This is a genomic window from Pseudomonas sp. LBUM1651 (assembly GCF_059716135.1).
The window spans coordinates 5,450,155-5,467,460 of sequence record NZ_CP166805.1; the positions used below are offsets into that span (position 1 = coordinate 5,450,155).

Sequence of the window (17,306 nt, forward strand, 5' to 3'; positions counted from 1 at the left end):
GCAGCCGAACGGGGGCAAGCCCCCTCGCCACAGGAATCGCAGCTGCCTTAAAACCCGCCCGTCGCCTGAAAACTCACGCCGATCACCGTCAACACCGACAACGGCAACAACAGCGTATCAAGCAAAGCGCTAGCCGGCAGATCAACGCCAGGATAGCTCGGCGCCTCCGCACCAAAGCGATCCATGGCGCAGCAACCGCCATTCATGGCATACAAATCCAGCCGCGTTCCCGCATACACCACCGGCGCCCCCGGTTTGGCAGCATCCAGCGTGCGCGCCGTGGCGCAGCCCGCCAGTTGCAGCGCCAGCACGATCATCAGCAGCTTATTCATCGCTGGTCAGATGGTGTTCGCCCCACCGCGGCAGCATGTCTTGCGGAATGTTCAGCAGGTTGAGAATTCGCGCCACGACGAAGTCGATCAGGTCATCGATGGTTTGCGGCTGATGATAGAAGCCTGGCGACGCCGGCAGGATCGTCACGCCCATGTTCGACAACTTGAGCATGTGCTCCAGATGAATGCTCGAATACGGCGCTTCGCGCGGCACCAGGATCAGCTGGCGACGCTCCTTCAGCGTGACGTCAGCGGCCCGTTCGATCAGGTTGTTGCAGGCACCGGTCGCGATAGCCGACAACGTGCCAGTCGAACAAGGCACCACCACCATCGCCGACGGCGCGCCGGAGCCCGAGGCCACCGGCGACATCCAGTCTTCCTTGCCGTACACCCGAATCTGCCCGGCGGCAGCGCCGGTGTATTCGGTGAGGAAGGCCTGCATCATCTGGGTTTTCGGCGGCAACGTAACGTCAGTTTCGGTGGCCATCACCAGCTGCGCAGCCTTGGAAATCAGGAAGTGCACCTCGCGATCTTCACGGATCAGGCAGTCCAGCAGGCGCAAACCGTACTGGGCGCCCGAAGCGCCGGTCATCGCCAGCGTGATGCGTTCCGGACCGTTGTTCATTTAAGCGCCTCGGCCAGTTTGCCGTGCAGGCCGCCGAAGCCGCCGTTGCTCATGATCACCACGTGAGTGCCAGGCTGAGCCTGACTTTTCACGCGCTCGATAATGCCTTCCAGGGAATCGCTGACAATCGACGGCACCGTGCACAACGCCGCGGTAGCACCCAGGTCCCAGCCGAGGTTGGCCGGTGCGTACCAGATCACCTGATCGGCATCGACCACGCTTTCCGGCAAACCATCACGGTGAGCGCCGAGCTTCATGGAGTTGGAGCGCGGCTCGATGATGGCAATCAACGGCGCGTCGCCAATGCGTTTACGCAGACCGTCGAGGGTCGTCGCGATGGCCGTCGGGTGATGAGCGAAGTCGTCGTAGATGGTGATGCCACGGACTTCCGCGACTTTTTCCATCCGGCGCTTCACGCTTTTGAACGCGCTCAGCGCCGCGATGCCCATGGACGGCACAACGCCGACATGCCGCGCCGCCGCCAAGGTGGCCAAGGCGTTGGCGACGTTGTGCTGACCGGTCATGTCCCACTCGACCACGCCTTGAGCGACGCCTTCGAACATCACTTCGAATTTCGAACCGTCTTCACTCAGCAACTTGACCTGCCACTGACCGCCAGCGCCGGTAGTTTGCACCGGGGTCCAGCAGCCCATCTCGATCACACGCTGCAAGGCCGGTTCGGTGGTCGGGTGGATCACCAGGCCTTCGCTCGGGATAGTCCGCACCAAATGGTGGAACTGTCGCTCGATAGCGGACAGATCGGGGAAGATGTCGGCATGATCGAACTCCAGGTTGTTCAGGATCGCCGTGCGCGGGCGGTAGTGAACGAACTTGGAGCGCTTGTCGAAGAACGCACTGTCGTATTCGTCGGCTTCGATCACGAAGAACGGCGTGCCGCCCAGACGCGCCGACACCGAGAAATTCTGCGGCACGCCGCCGATCAGGAAGCCAGGGCTCATGCCCGCGTGCTCCAGCACCCAGGCGAGCATGCTGCTGGTGGTGGTTTTGCCGTGCGTGCCGGCGACGGCCAGTACCCAGCGACCTTGCAGCACGTGATCGGCCAGCCACTGCGGGCCGGAGACGTACGGCAAGCCTTTGTTCAGGACGTATTCCACAGCCGGGTTACCGCGGGACATGGCGTTGCCGATGACCACCAGATCCGGGGCCGGATCGAGTTGCGCCGGGTCGTAGCCCTGGGTCAACTGAATGCCCTGAGCCTCAAGTTGAGTGCTCATCGGCGGATAGACGTTGGCATCGGAGCCGGTCACGTGATGGCCCAGCTCTTTGGCCAGAACCGCCATCGAACCCATGAAAGTGCCGCAGATACCAAGAATATGAATGTGCATAGTCGACCTCGTAAAACATGGCCGCAGGTTAGCGTAGGGAGGGGAAATTCGCACCTGGTGTTTGACTGCCACATTGAGGTGCTGGAAGATTCCGTCCGCGCAACTTCGATAAAACAAATACCCGGAATATAGCCACACAAAGCAGCAATCTGCCTGATAAGTGGTGTCCTTGATAATGTTATTTCTCTCATTGATGCTCGGAATCACGCCATGAAAAACACTGACTATCAGCTGAGCATCGCCCCCGCGCCTGGGACGAAGAAACTCTCCGCCGGGCAGCGAAAATTCAATGGGCTTATCAAGAAAATCGAAAAGCAGCGGCAGACGCTGCAGGCATGGGAAGCTGCCGTTCCTCTTTATATGGAGCGCTGGAGCACTGAATTCAGGCCCGGGCTCGATTCATAGCACGCATGCAGCCTTGAGTTTCTGCACCTGCTGGACGCTCTCAGTGGACGAATCAAGCTCTCGAAGGCCGAACGCAAGACATTGAGTCAGGAAATCTGCGAGCTTGCCGTTTCGCTGATGGAGGACGATGACGATACCTTGAAAGCGTTGCACAACAAGCATAGCGGGCGTGACTTCGACACAGACCAGCACGAAGAAGACCAACTGTTCAAACAGGGGCTGCATGAGATATTCGGTGTCGAACTGGGTGAAGATTTCGATATGAAATCCCCTGACGCCATCGCCCAAAAGATGCATGAACAGCTTCAGGCCGAGCAAGCGGCGCATCAGCGCAAACCGCAGAAAAAAACCGCCCGTCAACTGCGCGAAGAGAAAGAGGCCGCCCAGGCCAGCCAATCGGTGCGTGAGGTCTATCGCAAACTGGCCAGCGCCCTTCACCCGGACCGGGAGAGCGACCCCGTCGAACGCGAACGCAAGACCGCATTGATGCAACGCGTCAACCATGCCTACAGCGAACGTAACCTGCTTGAACTGCTGCATCTTCAGCTGGAAGTCGAGCATATCGACACCGACACCATCAACTCACTCTCCGCCGACAGACTCAAACACTACAACCAAGTGCTGACTGAACAGCTCGAGGAGCTACAGCAGGAAACACTCTGTCTGGAACTGACGTTCAGGGACCAGTTCGACCTCGGCCCATTCGATCGGCTCACGCCTCAAAACCTGGCGAGCCAGTACCAGCATCAGCTCAACCGATTAATCACCGATACCGAATACCTGAAAAACCTGACTCAGGAACTACAAGAGGCCCCCAAGGCCTTGAAAGCCTGGCTCAAGGAGCAAAGGGAGCATCACAAAGCCATGGACCTTGAAGACGAATTCTTCGGTGATGTCCCGGACGATCTCTTTCGTTAAACGGCAGCCGTTCAAGCGGTGGCTGGGCATGTGCGTCGGTGTAATAGGCGCAGCGCCCTGAACTAGCGGGCGATGCCGTGTTTACGCAGTTTCCTGTAAAGCGTATTGCGGCTGACACCCAGCTGTTCGGCAGTGTTAGTCATGTGCCAACGCTGCTGCTCCAGCGCATTGAGCAGCGCCAGCCGCTCGGCATCATCCAGTGGATGTTCGGACGCGCACTCAACTGCTAACGCCACCACCGCCGGCCGGGCCTGCCGAATCATCGCCGGCAAATCCTCCAGCCCGATCCGCCCGCCGTCACACAACGCCGCCAACGTGCGCAACACATTGCGCAACTGCCGGACATTTCCGGGCCAGGCAAACCCCAGCAACGCCTGGCGTGCCGGTTCATCAATCAGCACCGTCTCCCCGCCCGCCTCTTCCGCCAGGAGAAAATCGAGCAACTGTGATTTGTCACTGCGCTCGCGCAACGCCGGCAGTGCGATTTCCAGACCATTTAGCCGGTAGTACAAATCCTCGCGGAAGCTGCCGTCCTGCACCCGCTCCAGCAAATTACGGTGAGTGGCACTGATGATCCGCACGTTGACCGACTCCGGTTCACCGCCAATCGGCACCACTTGCCGATCCTCCAGCACTCTTAACAGCCGGGTCTGCAATGCCAGCGGCATGTCGCCGATTTCATCGAGAAACAAGGTCCCGCCATCGGCCTGCTGCAACTTGCCGCGCATGCCTTCCTTGCGCGCACCGGTGAAGCTGCCGCCGCGATAACCGAACAGTTCGCTCTCGATCAGGCTTTCGGGGATAGCCGCGCAGTTGAGCGCGACGAAGGCCTTTTCAGCCCGCTGACTGGCCTGATGCACGGCTTTGGCGAAGGCCTCTTTGCCGGACCCGGTTTCGCCGTTGATCAGCAGCGGTACGTCCCGCTCGAAGACGCGCAGAGACTTGCGAAAATCTTCCTGCAACCCTGCATCGCCCAGACAAATGCCCGACAACCGCGACGGCCCGGCAATCACCGAAGCAGGTGCCACGGGCACTGGAATACTGCGCGGCTGACCGCGCAACACGGCAAACAGACTTCGCCCGTCACGGGTGCGCAACGGCCAACTGGCGCTGGCATTCGCACTCGCGCGGCCCAGCAACTCGTCCAGCGAGCAGTCGAAAAACGCTTCGACCGGTTTGCCCAGCAGTCCGCCGCGAACATGCCCCAGCAGGTTGAGCGCACTCTGGTTGACGGCACAGATCCGCCCTTCCCCGTCGAACGCCAGCAACCCTTCGCTGAACAGCCCGACGGACTCAGCCTGCAGGTGAAAACGCAGCAACCACTGATTGTCGAAGTAACGCAGGAAATAGCAGCTCTCGATCATCTTCGCCGACAGATTGACCAGCGCCATAGTGTGGAACTGACTTTGCCGCGAGACCTCGTGACGTGCCGAGGACACGTCGAGCACCGCCAGCAGCTCGCCATGCGGGTCGAACACCGGGCTCGCCGAGCAGGTCAGGCCGGTGTGGCGGCCGCGAAAGTGTTCGTCCTGGTGAATGGTCAGCGACTGACGCTCCACCAGGCAGGTGCCGATGCCGTTGGTGCCTTCGCAGGCTTCGCTCCAGTCGGCACCGAGCCAGAGGCCGGCGCGCTCGAAAATCTTCCGCTCGGCGGGCGCGGTCACGCAGTTGAGGATCACCCCGCGCGCATCGGTCAGAAGCACCGCATGGCCGGCGCCGGAGAGTTGCTGATGCAGGCTGCTCATTTCGTTGCCGGCGATGTGCAGCACTTGCTGCAAGCGTTCGCGGCTTTCAAGGACGCGGCCATGCTCCAGCACCGTCGGCGCCATGGTCAGGGCCGGGTCGAGGTGATAGTCCTCAAGACAACGCAGCCAGGACCGGGCAATGGACGGATCGCTGCCGGGCCCGTGCAGGTGGGATTTGCCCTGGGTCACGGTCAGCACTTGCTGGGCATGGCGACTCAAATGGTTGTCGTGCATTTCTTATTATTCTCCCCGAGCGGTTTACACCCCCTGTAGGAGCTGAGCTTTCTCGCGATGGCGTCCTTACATTCAACGTTGATGTTGGCTGTACAGGCGTCATCGCGAGCAAGCTCAGCTCCTACAGGTTATGCAGCAGCCATCTAAGGTGCGTAGATCGCTATGACTGTGTCATATGGGCTCCGAGCATCCTCCAGCCTAGCCTTCATTGCAATGCTGGCAAGACCGCCCGGTCACACGCTGTGCCACAAGCGGTACAAAGTGTCACTGGCACCGTACCGAAAGCGTCACAGGCGCCGCCCGCCCGTCCGACAAAAATTGCGCAAGGCCTTGATTTACCTGACCTGCAAGGCAGTGGCCCGACCTTTGCTCTACGCTTATAGCAAGCGCACAAGCGCTCTCCCTTATAAGCACAAAAAGCCAAGGAGAAATCACCATGCGTTACGCTCACCCCGGTACTGAAGGCGCTATCGTTTCGTTCAAGAGCAAATACGGTAACTACATCGGCGGCGAGTTCGTCGCGCCTGTCAAAGGTCAGTACTTCACCAATACCTCGCCAGTGAATGGCCAACCGATTGCCGAATTCCCGCGTTCCACGGCCGAAGACATCGACAAGGCCCTGGACGCTGCCCACGCCGCTGCCGACGCTTGGGGCGCCACGTCCGCCCAGGCGCGCTCGCTGGTGCTGCTTAAAATCGCCGACCGCATCGAACAGAACCTGGAAGTCCTGGCAATCACCGAATCCTGGGACAACGGCAAAGCCGTGCGTGAAACGCTCAACGCCGACATCCCATTGGCCGCGGACCATTTCCGCTACTTCGCCGGTTGCATCCGCGCCCAGGAAGGCAGCGCCGCCGAGATCGATGGCAACACCGTGGCCTATCACATCCATGAACCACTGGGCGTGGTCGGGCAGATCATTCCGTGGAACTTCCCGATCCTGATGGCCGCGTGGAAACTCGCCCCGGCCCTGGCTGCCGGTAACTGCGTGGTCCTGAAGCCTGCCGAGCAAACCCCGCTGGGCATTACCGTGCTGATGGAGCTGATCGGCGACCTGCTGCCGCCGGGCGTGCTGAACGTGGTGCAAGGCTTCGGCAAAGAGGCCGGCGAGGCTCTGGCCACCAGCAAACGCATTGCCAAGATCGCCTTCACCGGCTCGACCCCGGTAGGCTCGCACATCATGAAGTGCGCCGCCGAAAACATCATTCCGTCCACCGTGGAGCTGGGTGGCAAATCGCCGAACATCTTCTTCGAAGACATCATGCAAGCCGAACCGACCTTCATCGAGAAAGCCGCTGAAGGCCTGGTACTCGCGTTCTTCAACCAGGGTGAAGTCTGCACCTGCCCTTCCCGCGCCCTGGTGCAAGAGTCGATCTACGACGAGTTCATGAAAGTGGTCATGAACAAAGTCCTGCAAATCAAACGTGGCGACCCGCTGGACACCGACACCATGGTCGGCGCCCAGGCGTCCGAGCAACAGTTCGACAAAATCCTTTCGTACCTGGAAATCGCCAAGGGCGAAGGCGCCGAACTGCTGACTGGCGGCAAGATCGAAAAACTCGAGGGCAGTCTGGCGACCGGGTATTACATCCAGCCGACCCTGCTCAAGGGCACCAACAAAATGCGCGTGTTCCAGGAAGAAATCTTTGGCCCGGTGGTGAGCATCACCACGTTCAAGGACGAAGCCGAAGCCCTGGCCATCGCCAACGACACCGAGTTCGGCCTGGGTGCCGGCCTCTGGACCCGCGACATCAACCGCGCCTATCGCATGGGCCGCGCCATCAAGGCCGGTCGCGTGTGGACCAACTGCTACCACCTGTACCCGGCGCATGCCGCGTTCGGCGGTTACAAAAAGTCCGGCGTCGGTCGTGAAACCCACAAAATGATGCTCGACCACTATCAGCAGACCAAAAACCTGCTGGTGAGCTACGACATCAATCCGTTGGGGTTCTTCTAACTCAACGCGATACCGCGTAACGGCTATCGCGAGCAAGCTCGGCTCCTACAGGATCTGCCGTACCTGTAGGAGCATGGCTTGCCAGCGAAGGCGCCCTCAATGACACACCAAACATCGCCCTGCCGCTCTGGCACGGGCTTTGCGTGCCCGCTCTACAGGTAAATGCAGTTCCCGACAGTCCAACAGATCAAACAATAAAAAAGACAGCGAGGACTTATGACTTCTTCCACACAGCTCAAACCCACACTCGGCACCCTGCACTTATGGGGCATTGCCGTCGGCCTGGTGATCTCCGGCGAATACTTCGGCTGGAGTTACGGCTGGGGCACCGCAGGGACCCTGGGTTTTCTCGTCACCGCGCTGATGGTGGCGACGATGTACACCTGTTTCATCTTCAGTTTCACCGAATTGACCACCGCCATTCCCCACGCTGGCGGGCCGTTTGCCTACAGCCGACGGGCCTTTGGCGAAAAAGGCGGACTCATCGCCGGCATCGCCACCCTGATCGAGTTTGTCTTTGCGCCCCCGGCGATTGCCATGGCCATTGGTGCGTATCTCAACGTGCAGTACCCGGAGCTTGATCCCAAGCTCGCAGCAGTTGGTGCTTACTTCATCTTCATGACCCTGAATATTCTCGGCGTCAGCATTGCCGCGACGTTTGAACTGGTGGTCACGGTCCTGGCCGTCGCCGAATTGCTGGTGTTCATGGGCGTCGTTGCGCCGGGCTTCAGCTTCAGTAATTTCGCGCTTAACGGCTGGTCGGGCGCCAACGAGTTCACCATGGGCTCGATCCCTGGCATCTTTGCGGCGATCCCCTTTGCGATCTGGTTTTTCCTTGCGATTGAAGGCGCGGCGATGGCGGCCGAAGAAGCCAAGGACCCGAAACGCACAATTCCCAGGGCTTACGTCAGCGGCATTCTAACTCTGGTGTTCCTCGCGATCGGCGTGATGGTGATGGCGGGCGGCGTGGGTGACTGGCGCCAACTGTCGAACATCAACGACCCGCTGCCTCAGGCGATGAAAGCCGTGGTCGGCAACAATTCGACCTGGATGCACATGCTGGTCTGGATCGGCCTGTTCGGTCTGGTGGCGAGTTTCCACGGGATCATTCTCGGTTACTCGCGTCAGTTCTTCGCCCTGGCTCGTGCCGGTTACCTGCCTCGCTCGCTGGCCAAACTGTCGCGCTTCCAGACCCCGCACCGGGCCATTCTGGCCGGCGGCGTGATCGGCATCGCGGCGATCTACAGCGACGGCGTGGTCAACCTGCAGGGCATGACCCTGACGGCGGCAATGATCACCATGTCGGTATTCGGCGCCATCGTAATGTACATCATCAGTATGCTGAGCCTGTTCAAACTGCGTAAAACCGAGCCGAACCTGGAACGCAGCTTCCGCGCGCCGGGCTATCCGATCGTCCCGGGTATTGCGCTGTTTCTGGCAGTGGTGTGCCTGGGGGCGATGGCGTGGTTCAACCCGCTGATCGGCTGTGTGTTCCTCGGGTTCATGGCGGCCGGTTACCTGTATTTCCAACTGACCGCCAAGCAGCGCTTCGATGCGCCGGCGGATGCGATGCTCGAAGGCGTCTGAGTTGCACCGGCGCCGGGCCATATGCCCGGCGCCTGCCATATTGAAGTGCACGCAGTTCCCCTGTGGGAGCCAGCCTGCTGGCGATTGCGGTCTGACAGTCAGCATAGATTTTGAATGACACACTGCAATCGCCAGCAGGCTGGCTCCCACAAGGGGATGTCAGGGTTATCAAGACTTCTACACATCAGGAGGACACCGTCCCATGGCCACATTTGCCCATTCCGTCGGCGCCCAGACCTATCGCTTCGCCAGCCTCAAAGAGGTCATGGCCAAGGCCAGCCCGGCGCGCTCCGGCGATTTTCTGGCCGGCGTCGCCGCCCTCAACGATGGCGAGCGTGTGGCCGCGCAAATGGCCCTGGCTGATATCCCGCTGACTCATTTCCTGCAGGAAGTGCTGATTCCCTATGAGGCCGATGAAGTCACCCGTCTGATCATCGACACCCACGACAAACAAGCCTTCGCCGCGGTCAGCCATCTGACTGTCGGCGGTTTCCGCGACTGGCTGCTCAGCGATGCCGCCGACGAACAGAGCCTGCGCGCCCTCGCCCCCGGACTGACGCCGGAAATGGCCGCGGCCGTGTCGAAAATCATGCGCGTGCAGGACCTGGTGCTGGTCGCGCAGAAAATCCGCGTGGTCACGCAATTTCGCGGCACCATGGGCCTGCGCGGACGCTTATCCACACGCCTGCAACCCAACCATCCCACCGACGAACCGGCCGGCATCGCCGCGAGCATTCTCGACGGTCTGTTGTACGGCAACGGCGACGCGATGATCGGCATCAACCCGGCCACCGACAGCATTGCCTCGATTTGCGCGATGCTGGAAATGCTCGACGCGATCATCCAGCGCTATGAGATTCCTACACAGGCCTGCGTGTTAACCCACGTCACCACGTCCATCGAAGCGATCAATCGCGGCGTTCCGCTGGACCTGGTGTTCCAGTCGATCGCCGGTACCGAAGCGGCCAATGCCAGCTTCGGCATCAACCTGAACGTGTTGCGGGAAGGTTACGACGCCGGTTTGAGCCTGAATCGCGGCACATTGGGGCAAAACCTGATGTATTTCGAGACCGGCCAGGGCAGCGCCCTGTCAGCCAACGCCCACCACGGCCTCGATCAACAGACCTGCGAAACCCGCGCCTACGCAGTGGCGCGACATTTCAAACCGTTTCTGGTGAACACGGTTGTAGGATTCATCGGCCCGGAGTACCTCTACAACGGTAAACAGATCATCCGTGCCGGTCTGGAAGACCACTTCTGCGGCAAATTGCTGGGCGTGCCGATGGGCTGCGACATCTGTTACACCAATCACGCCGAAGCCGATCAGGACGACATGGACACCCTGCTGACCCTGCTGGGCGTGGCCGGGATCAACTTCATCATGGGCATCCCCGGTTCCGACGACATCATGCTCAATTACCAGACCACCTCGTTCCACGACGCGCTCTATGCCCGACAAACCCTGGGCCTGAAGCCGGCGCCGGAGTTCGAACAGTGGCTGGCAAAAATGGGCATTTTCACCCAGGCAGACGGCAAGATTCATTTCGGTGACCGTCTGCCGCCCGCCTTCCGCCAGGCGATGGGGCAACTGGGATGAGTGCCGAAATGGATAAACCGCCTGTTGATGCAGAAAACCCATTGCTGCAACTACGGCGCCTGACCCCGGCGCGGATTGCCCTTGGCCGCACGGGCACCAGCATGCCGACCAGCGCACAGCTGGATTTCCAGTACGCGCACGCCCAGGCTCGGGACGCAGTGCACCTGCCATTCGACCATGCCGGGCTCAGCGCGCAGTTGGCCGAGTGCGGATACGAAAGTGTGCTCCTGCACAGCGCCGCCACAAACAGGGACAGTTATTTGCAGCGCCCTGACTTGGGGCGGAAATTGAGCGATGAGTCCGCGCAAATCCTGCGCAACCATGCTTCAGCCCATCCCGGCGGCGTCGATCTGGTGATTGTCGTGGCCGATGGTTTGTCGGCACTGGCTGTGCACCGCCACACTGTGCCCTTCCTTGCGCGCATGCGAGAGCAGATCGAAGTCGATGGCTGGACGGTTTCGCCAGTGATTCTGGTAGAGCAAGGCCGGGTCGCGGTGGCCGATGAAATCGGTGAGCTGCTGGGCGCAAAAATGGTGGTGATCCTGATCGGCGAACGCCCTGGGCTCAGCTCGCCAGACAGCCTGGGTTTATATTTCACCTACAATCCAAAGGTCGGCCTGACGGATGCTTACCGCAACTGCATCTCCAATGTGCGACTGGAAGGCTTGAGTTATGGCATGGCGGCACACCGCTTGCTTTATCTGATGCGTGAAGCCTGTCGGCGGCAGCTGTCGGGGGTAAACCTTAAGGACGAAGCGCAGCTTCAGACGCTGGAGTCGGACTCAGGAGCGGACATGAAAGGTAATTTCCTACTGAATTCACCGAAGACCTGAACCGTTTCCGCATTGCGTTTCTGATTCGATTTCAGGCAGGATCGAAACACGGCTGCCCGAGTGAAGAACCGTTCGCCGTCAAAGCACGTGAAGACAGCCACTTGAAGACGAGACCTACCGATGCGGATTATTCAAGCGACCCTCGAACATCTGGACCTGCTGACCCCGTTGTTCGTCAAATATCGCGAGTTTTATGGTTCCCTGCCGTATCCGGACTCGTCCCGGGCGTTCCTCGAGAAACGCCTGCGCCGCAAGGAATCGGTGATCTACCTGGCCCTGGCCGATGACGACGACAAGAAGCTGATGGGTTTCTGTCAGCTGTACCCGAGCTTCTCGTCGCTTTCGCTTAAACGCGTGTGGATCCTCAATGACATCTATGTCGCTGAAGACGCCCGCCGTCAGTTGGTCGCCGACAACCTGATGCGCACCGCAAAAAAAATGGCCAAGGAAACCAATGCCGTGCGCATGCGCGTATCCACCAGCAGCAACAACGAAATCGCCCAGAAAACCTACGAATCCATCGGGTTCAAGGAAGACACCGAGTTCAAGAACTACGTGTTGCCGATCAGCGACGAGCTTTGAATAGGATACCTGTAGGAGCGAGCTTGCTCGCGATGGTCGTCAACGATAACGCTGACAGCCTGACTCCCCGCGGGGTTCTCAGGTTCATCGCGAGCAATCGAGCGTCGACCGGCTGCTCCTACAAAAAACCGCGCCCACCGCCGGTCTTGCACGACATCCCCCGCTACAAACTCGACGCGCTTTTCACTTGTCAGCCCGTATAATGGCGACCTTTCCGGCTTGTAAGAAAAACTACACCCGTCTGTAGCCTTACGCGAAGTCATCCGCACAGGCCTGCCGAGTCGGGCCGTCACCACAGGTGCCCCCATGGATTTCAACCCGCTCGACCTTATCCTGCATCTCGATGTTTACCTCGACTTGCTGGTAAACAACTACGGGCCATGGATCTACGCCATTCTGTTTCTGGTGATTTTCTGCGAAACCGGCCTGGTGGTGATGCCCTTCCTGCCGGGTGATTCCTTGCTGTTTATTGCGGGCGCCGTAGCGGCCGGTGGCGGCATGGACCCCGTGCTGCTGGGCGGTTTACTGATGCTCGCGGCGATCCTCGGCGACAGCACCAACTACATCATCGGACGAACGGCGGGCGAGCGTCTGTTCAGCAACCCGAACTCGAAAATCTTCCGTCGCGACTACCTGCAGCAAACCCACGATTTCTACGACAAACACGGTGGTAAAACCGTGACCCTGGCGCGTTTCCTGCCGATCATCCGCACCTTTGCACCGTTCGTCGCCGGCGTGGGGAAAATGCCTTATCCGCGTTTCTTTGCCTTCAGCGTTCTTGGCACCATCCTTTGGGTGGGCGGCCTGGTGACCCTCGGTTACTTCTTCGGCAACGTACCGTTCATCAAGCAAAACCTGTCGCTGCTGGTGGTCGGCATCATCCTGCTGTCGCTGGTGCCGATGATCATCGGTGTGGTCCGCAGCCGCTTCGGCAGCAACGCGTCCAAAGCCGAACCACGCTGAGCGATGTGGTCGCTCAGCGCCTGGCGTCGCCGGCGCATCCTGGCCAGACACCCGATTGCCGACGACATGTGGCAGCGGGTCCGCCATCACCTGAGTTTTCTCGACGGCATCAGCGCCGCTGAAGACCAGTGGCTGCGCGAAGCCAGTGTGCTGTTTCTCGAAGACAAACACCTGACCGCCCTGCCCGGCGTCGAACTCCATCAGGAGCAGCGCTTGCTGCTCGCCGCCCAGGCGCAATTGCCCTTGCTGAACCTGGGCGATCTGAACTGGTATCAGGGTTTTCACGAAATCGTCCTCTACCCCGACGACTTCCTCAGCCCGCAGCGCCATCGCGACGCCAGCGGCGTGGAGCACGAGTGGGACGGCGAACACAGCGGTGAGGCCTGGCAGCAAGGCCCGATCATCCTCGCCTGGCCCGGCGTGATGGCCAGCGGCGGCTGGGAAGGCTACAACCTGGTGATCCACGAACTCGCGCACAAACTCGACATGCTCAATGGCGACGCCAATGGCCTGCCGCCGCTGCACGCCGACATGCGCGTCAGCGACTGGGCCAGGGTCATGCAAGAGGCCTACGACGACCTCGACCGACAACTGGAGCGCAACCCGGACGCCGAAACCGCCATCGACCCCTACGCCGCGGAAAACCCCGCCGAGTTTTTTGCGGTTACCAGTGAATACTTCTTCAGCGCCCCGGATTTGCTGCACGAGGCGTATCCTCAGGTGTATGAACAGCTGAAGCTGTTTTACCGGCAAGACTCGTTGACCCGGCTGCGGCAACTTCTGGCCGAAGACCCGGTCTATCAGGCACGCGACTAAGGTCTCTACGACCCTTGGTACGTGGCATCAACGGCGGAATATGCCTATAATCGCCGCCACTTTTTGGTCAATCCGGCCAAGTGTTTTTGGTCAACTAACGGGGGCACCGCCCAATGAGCTACAGCAAGATTCCGGCTGGCAAAGACCTGCCGAACGACATCTACGTCGCGATCGAGATTCCGGCCAACCACGCGCCGATCAAATACGAAATCGACAAAGACAGCGATTGCCTGTTCGTTGACCGTTTCATGGCCACCCCGATGTTCTACCCGGCCAACTACGGTTACATCCCGAACACCCTGGCTGACGACGGTGATCCCCTCGACGTTCTGGTCGTGACCCCTTACCCGGTTGCCCCAGGCTCCGTGATCCGCGCCCGTCCGGTCGGCATCCTGAACATGACCGACGACGGCGGCGGCGATGCCAAAGTCATCGCAGTCCCACACGACAAGCTGTCCCAGCTGTACGTCGACGTGAAGGAATACACCGACCTGCCACCCCTGCTGATTCAGCAGATCGAGCACTTCTTCGCGAACTACAAAGATCTCGAAAAAGGCAAATGGGTGAAGATCGAAGGCTGGGCTGGTGCAGACGCCGCCCGCGACGCGATCACCAAGTCGGTTGCTGCCTATAAAGGCTGAGACGCCACTGGCCTTGCGCCACTGACGACTTGAAAAAAACCCCGGTTGATCCGGGGTTTTTTGTGCGTGTTTGAATATCAGCCTAAACAGAACGTTTAACTGGCGGGCAAACCGGTTTTTCTTGTTTAATTTTTACAAAAGACGTCTTACATCAGGACTTAAATTTCACGCCAGATTTGAACGGTTTGTTGAATCAAAGCCTTATGCCGCGCGGCTAGACTCGTGTTTATGAAAAAGAATAAAACCTGCGGCCCACGATTCAGAATGCTCCTGAAAGAGTTCCAAATCACGACAACGAGATTTGCCGAATTCCTGGGCATTCCCGACCCTCAAACTGTCCATAACTGGTATACCCGCGGAGTGCCCGACTACCGCATGGAGGATGTCGCCAGAAGACTGTCCGTGAACACCGAATGGCTGAAAACCGGCGAAGGACCGAAAGACGCCAGGGAATTGCATCTGATCGATGCATCCGGCAACACCTTCGACGCCCAGTCGATCCGGGGCACCTATCGGGTCATCGAGCCAGTCGATATCGAACTGCCCTTTTACAAGGAAGCAGCCACTACCTCCGGCTCCGACAAAACCCACGTCGTCAAAGACCCCAGCGAATCGATCCGCCTGCCTCGTAGCAATCTCGACTCCCTGGAAATCAACCACGCCGATGCCATCTGCGCCCGCATGGTCGGCAACAGCATGGCCGAAAAAATTGAAGACGGCTCCATCGTCGCCATTGATCGCGGGCTCACGCAAATTGTCGACGGAGAGATTTATGCCATCGAACACGATGGTATGTTGCGCATCAAATACCTGAGCCGGGTACCGGGCAATGCGATTCGCATGCGCAGCCACAACAGCGCCGAATACCCGGATGAGGTCTTCAGACCTCCCCAAATCGAAGAAGAAAACATCAGGGTGCTGGGATGGGTGTTCTGGTGGTCGACCCTGAACAAACGCAGGCCGCCGGTGCCGTTTTTGTAGCACCTCGACGGGCAATCCCCTCTTCCAGGCCTCACACAATCCCTGTAGGAGCGAGGCTTGCCCGCGAAGGCGTCCGAACAGTCACCCTCAATCCCAGGGTCGATCACCTGGCCCGAGCACCCGACAGCTCCACTCAACATACCAAGCTGGGAATTCCCCAAAAAAATCAGTATGCTGCGCCCCACATTTGCGCATCGACCCGCCCCGCGGCTCCGATCGCACCGACAAGGCAGATGATTTTCTCGCCGAGTCCCACAGCCGGACGCAAGATCCGGGTGTACGTTTTGAAGGCTGGCGCGGTTTACCAAAAATGAACCAAGCCAGTCCCCGAGAAGCCGGCCACAAGCCGGCTTTTTAATTGTCCAAAATAATTCTATCCCATCCGAGAATCCTGCTGATAGCCTAGCTATTACGGGCGCTTCAGGCGTATCCCTGTCCAATGGCGTTGAACGCCATTTGACCTCATCCGACGATGAGGTGGGGGGACAGGTGGGGGGACAAAGGGACGAAAGGGGAAAACAAATGGGTAAGCTGAATCCAAAACAAGTCGAAAACCTGAGCGAACCCGGCACCTATGAAGATGGCGATGGGCTTCGCTTGATCGTCAAACCAACCGGGCGCAAATCCTGGATTCTTCGCTTTCAACTGGCAGGTCGTCGCAGAGAGATGGGCTTGGGCTCATTCCCTGAGGTGAGTCTCAAGAAAGCCAGGCAAGACGCGAGCAATAAACGAAGCCAGTTGAGCGATGGTATAGATCCTCTAGCCGCTCGCGACATTGAGCGCGCTGCCCAACTTGAAGCCCAGCGAACGAGCGAGGCAAAACAGCTAAAGTTCGAGACACTCGCGAAGGAATACTGCGAGGCCCACGGAGGCACTTGGTCAGAAAAGTGGCGTAAAGGCTGGCTGCGGAAGCTGGAGCTGTATGCGTTTGACCACATCGGCAAGCTGTCAGCCGGAGAGATTGGTACGCCTCAGGTGCTCAAAGTGCTGCAACCAATCTGGATCACCAAAACCAGAACCGCCGACGAGGTACGCGGGCAGATTGAACAAGTACTGGACGCAGCCAAAGCACGTGGCCTACGCGAAGGTGAGAACCCTGCTCGCTGGCGTGGCCACTTAGACAATCTGTTGAGTCGTGCTGAAAAGAAGAAGGCTCGGAAGCGCGAGCACTTTGAAGCATTGCGGTGGCAGGATGTACCCACCCTGATGGCTAAACTCAGCGCAAACACCACACCAGCGTCCTTGGCTGCTCAATTGCTAATCATGACCAGCGCACGCGCCCACATGGTGAGGTTTGCACGTTGGGATGAGTTTGATCTGGAAGCCGGCACTTGGTCTCTGCCAGATGAGCGTATGAAAATGAGGGTAGCTTTTATCGTCCCGCTCGCTGATGAAGTCGTGAAACTGGTGCGGAGCATTCCACGAGCTGAAGGAAGCCCATTTCTATTCCCAGGGCAGGGCAAGACAGGGGTTATGCACGCAAACGCCGTACGCACGCTTCTGCATGGCATGGACTACGAACAAATCACCCGACACGGCTTTCGTTCGTCTTTTCGTGACTGGGCAGGTGAATGTACAAATTATCCTCGTGAGGTTTGCGAGATGGCACTCGCTCACGACGAGCGAGATCAAACAGAAGGGGCTTACTCCCGCTCCGACTTTCTAGACAGGCGGCGCGCCCTGATGATTGACTGGGCTAAGTTCCTAACCTCACCTAAACACAATGAAGAGTCATAAAACCTAC

16 protein-coding genes are annotated in these 17,306 nt (G+C 59.1%); 12 read left to right on the forward strand and 4 right to left on the reverse strand.

Features of this window, described 5'->3' with window-relative positions:
• Nucleotides 1-47 precede the first annotated feature (47 nt).
• Genes ACA066_RS25555 through mpl form a run of 3 tightly spaced genes read right to left on the reverse strand, consistent with a single transcriptional unit; the run spans nucleotide 48 to nucleotide 2,303 of the window.
• Entirely contained in the window at nucleotides 48-332 is a 285-nt protein-coding gene (locus tag ACA066_RS25555; RefSeq protein WP_497697113.1) for a YceK/YidQ family lipoprotein, read from the reverse strand.
• Nucleotides 325-957 (reverse strand): flavin prenyltransferase UbiX, encoded by a 633-nt coding sequence (gene ubiX / locus ACA066_RS25560; protein WP_008035761.1) that lies wholly within the window; start codon nucleotides 955-957, stop codon nucleotides 325-327. Before ubiX ends, ACA066_RS25555 begins: the two co-directional genes overlap by 8 nt.
• A complete protein-coding gene (mpl, locus tag ACA066_RS25565) occupies nucleotides 954-2,303 on the reverse strand; it encodes a UDP-N-acetylmuramate:L-alanyl-gamma-D-glutamyl-meso-diaminopimelate ligase (protein WP_497697114.1) in 1,350 nt (449 codons plus the stop codon). Before mpl ends, ubiX begins: the two co-directional genes overlap by 4 nt.
• A 210-nt stretch (nucleotides 2,304-2,513) precedes the next feature.
• Here mpl and ACA066_RS25570 point away from each other — a divergent pair, with 210 nt between their 5' ends.
• Together ACA066_RS25570 and ACA066_RS25575 are read left to right on the forward strand one after the other, a co-directional pair.
• Nucleotides 2,514-2,708 carry a hypothetical protein gene (locus ACA066_RS25570; RefSeq protein ID WP_497697115.1) on the forward strand — a complete coding sequence of 65 codons (195 nt, stop codon included), beginning with the start codon at nucleotides 2,514-2,516 and terminating at the stop codon, nucleotides 2,706-2,708.
• A gap of 81 nt (nucleotides 2,709-2,789) precedes the next feature.
• Entirely contained in the window at nucleotides 2,790-3,626 is an 837-nt protein-coding gene (locus ACA066_RS25575; protein WP_497697116.1) for a J domain-containing protein, read from the forward strand.
• 62 nt (nucleotides 3,627-3,688) lie between these two features.
• Here ACA066_RS25575 and ACA066_RS25580 read toward each other — a convergent pair whose 3' ends face one another.
• Nucleotides 3,689-5,605: a sigma-54-dependent Fis family transcriptional regulator gene (locus ACA066_RS25580; protein WP_497697117.1), complete on the reverse strand. Its 1,917-nt coding sequence runs from the start codon at nucleotides 5,603-5,605 to the stop codon at nucleotides 3,689-3,691.
• Nucleotides 5,606-6,041: 436 nt separating this feature from the next.
• Between ACA066_RS25580 and exaC the strand changes: the two genes are divergently transcribed.
• The 10 genes from exaC to ACA066_RS25630 all read left to right on the forward strand — a co-directional run bounded on the left by exaC (nucleotide 6,042) and on the right by ACA066_RS25630 (nucleotide 17,299).
• The gene (gene exaC / locus ACA066_RS25585) at nucleotides 6,042-7,562 is read left to right on the forward strand and encodes an acetaldehyde dehydrogenase ExaC (protein ID WP_497697118.1); all 1,521 of its coding nucleotides are present in this window, start codon (nucleotides 6,042-6,044) and stop codon (nucleotides 7,560-7,562) included.
• Between the two features lie 216 nt (nucleotides 7,563-7,778).
• Nucleotides 7,779-9,149 carry an ethanolamine permease gene (gene eat / locus ACA066_RS25590; RefSeq protein ID WP_497697119.1) on the forward strand — a complete coding sequence of 457 codons (1,371 nt, stop codon included), beginning with the start codon at nucleotides 7,779-7,781 and terminating at the stop codon, nucleotides 9,147-9,149.
• Between the two features lie 202 nt (nucleotides 9,150-9,351).
• Nucleotides 9,352-10,746 (forward strand): ethanolamine ammonia-lyase subunit EutB, encoded by a 1,395-nt coding sequence (locus ACA066_RS25595; protein ID WP_497697120.1) that lies wholly within the window; start codon nucleotides 9,352-9,354, stop codon nucleotides 10,744-10,746.
• 8 nt (nucleotides 10,747-10,754) lie between these two features.
• Nucleotides 10,755-11,579, forward strand: a complete 825-nt coding sequence (gene eutC / locus ACA066_RS25600) for an ethanolamine ammonia-lyase subunit EutC (RefSeq protein ID WP_497697121.1) — start codon at nucleotides 10,755-10,757, stop codon at nucleotides 11,577-11,579.
• Nucleotides 11,580-11,699: 120 nt separating this feature from the next.
• Nucleotides 11,700-12,161, forward strand: coding sequence for a GNAT family N-acetyltransferase (locus ACA066_RS25605; RefSeq protein ID WP_497697122.1), 462 nt, complete (start codon nucleotides 11,700-11,702; stop codon nucleotides 12,159-12,161).
• 306 nt (nucleotides 12,162-12,467) lie between these two features.
• On the forward strand, nucleotides 12,468-13,124 hold the full coding sequence (locus ACA066_RS25610) for a DedA family protein (protein WP_497697123.1): 657 nt from the start codon (nucleotides 12,468-12,470) through the stop codon (nucleotides 13,122-13,124).
• 3 nt (nucleotides 13,125-13,127) lie between these two features.
• Nucleotides 13,128-13,940 (forward strand): M90 family metallopeptidase, encoded by an 813-nt coding sequence (locus tag ACA066_RS25615; RefSeq protein WP_497697124.1) that lies wholly within the window; start codon nucleotides 13,128-13,130, stop codon nucleotides 13,938-13,940.
• A gap of 113 nt (nucleotides 13,941-14,053) precedes the next feature.
• Nucleotides 14,054-14,581, forward strand: a complete 528-nt coding sequence (gene ppa, locus ACA066_RS25620; protein WP_008052339.1) for an inorganic diphosphatase — start codon at nucleotides 14,054-14,056, stop codon at nucleotides 14,579-14,581.
• 228 nt (nucleotides 14,582-14,809) lie between these two features.
• Complete coding sequence (locus tag ACA066_RS25625; RefSeq protein WP_497697125.1) at nucleotides 14,810-15,562, forward strand: S24 family peptidase; 753 nt, start codon at nucleotides 14,810-14,812, stop codon at nucleotides 15,560-15,562.
• A 522-nt stretch (nucleotides 15,563-16,084) separates the two neighbouring features.
• Entirely contained in the window at nucleotides 16,085-17,299 is a 1,215-nt protein-coding gene (locus tag ACA066_RS25630) for a tyrosine-type recombinase/integrase (RefSeq protein ID WP_497697126.1), read from the forward strand.
• Nucleotides 17,300-17,306 lie beyond the last annotated feature (7 nt).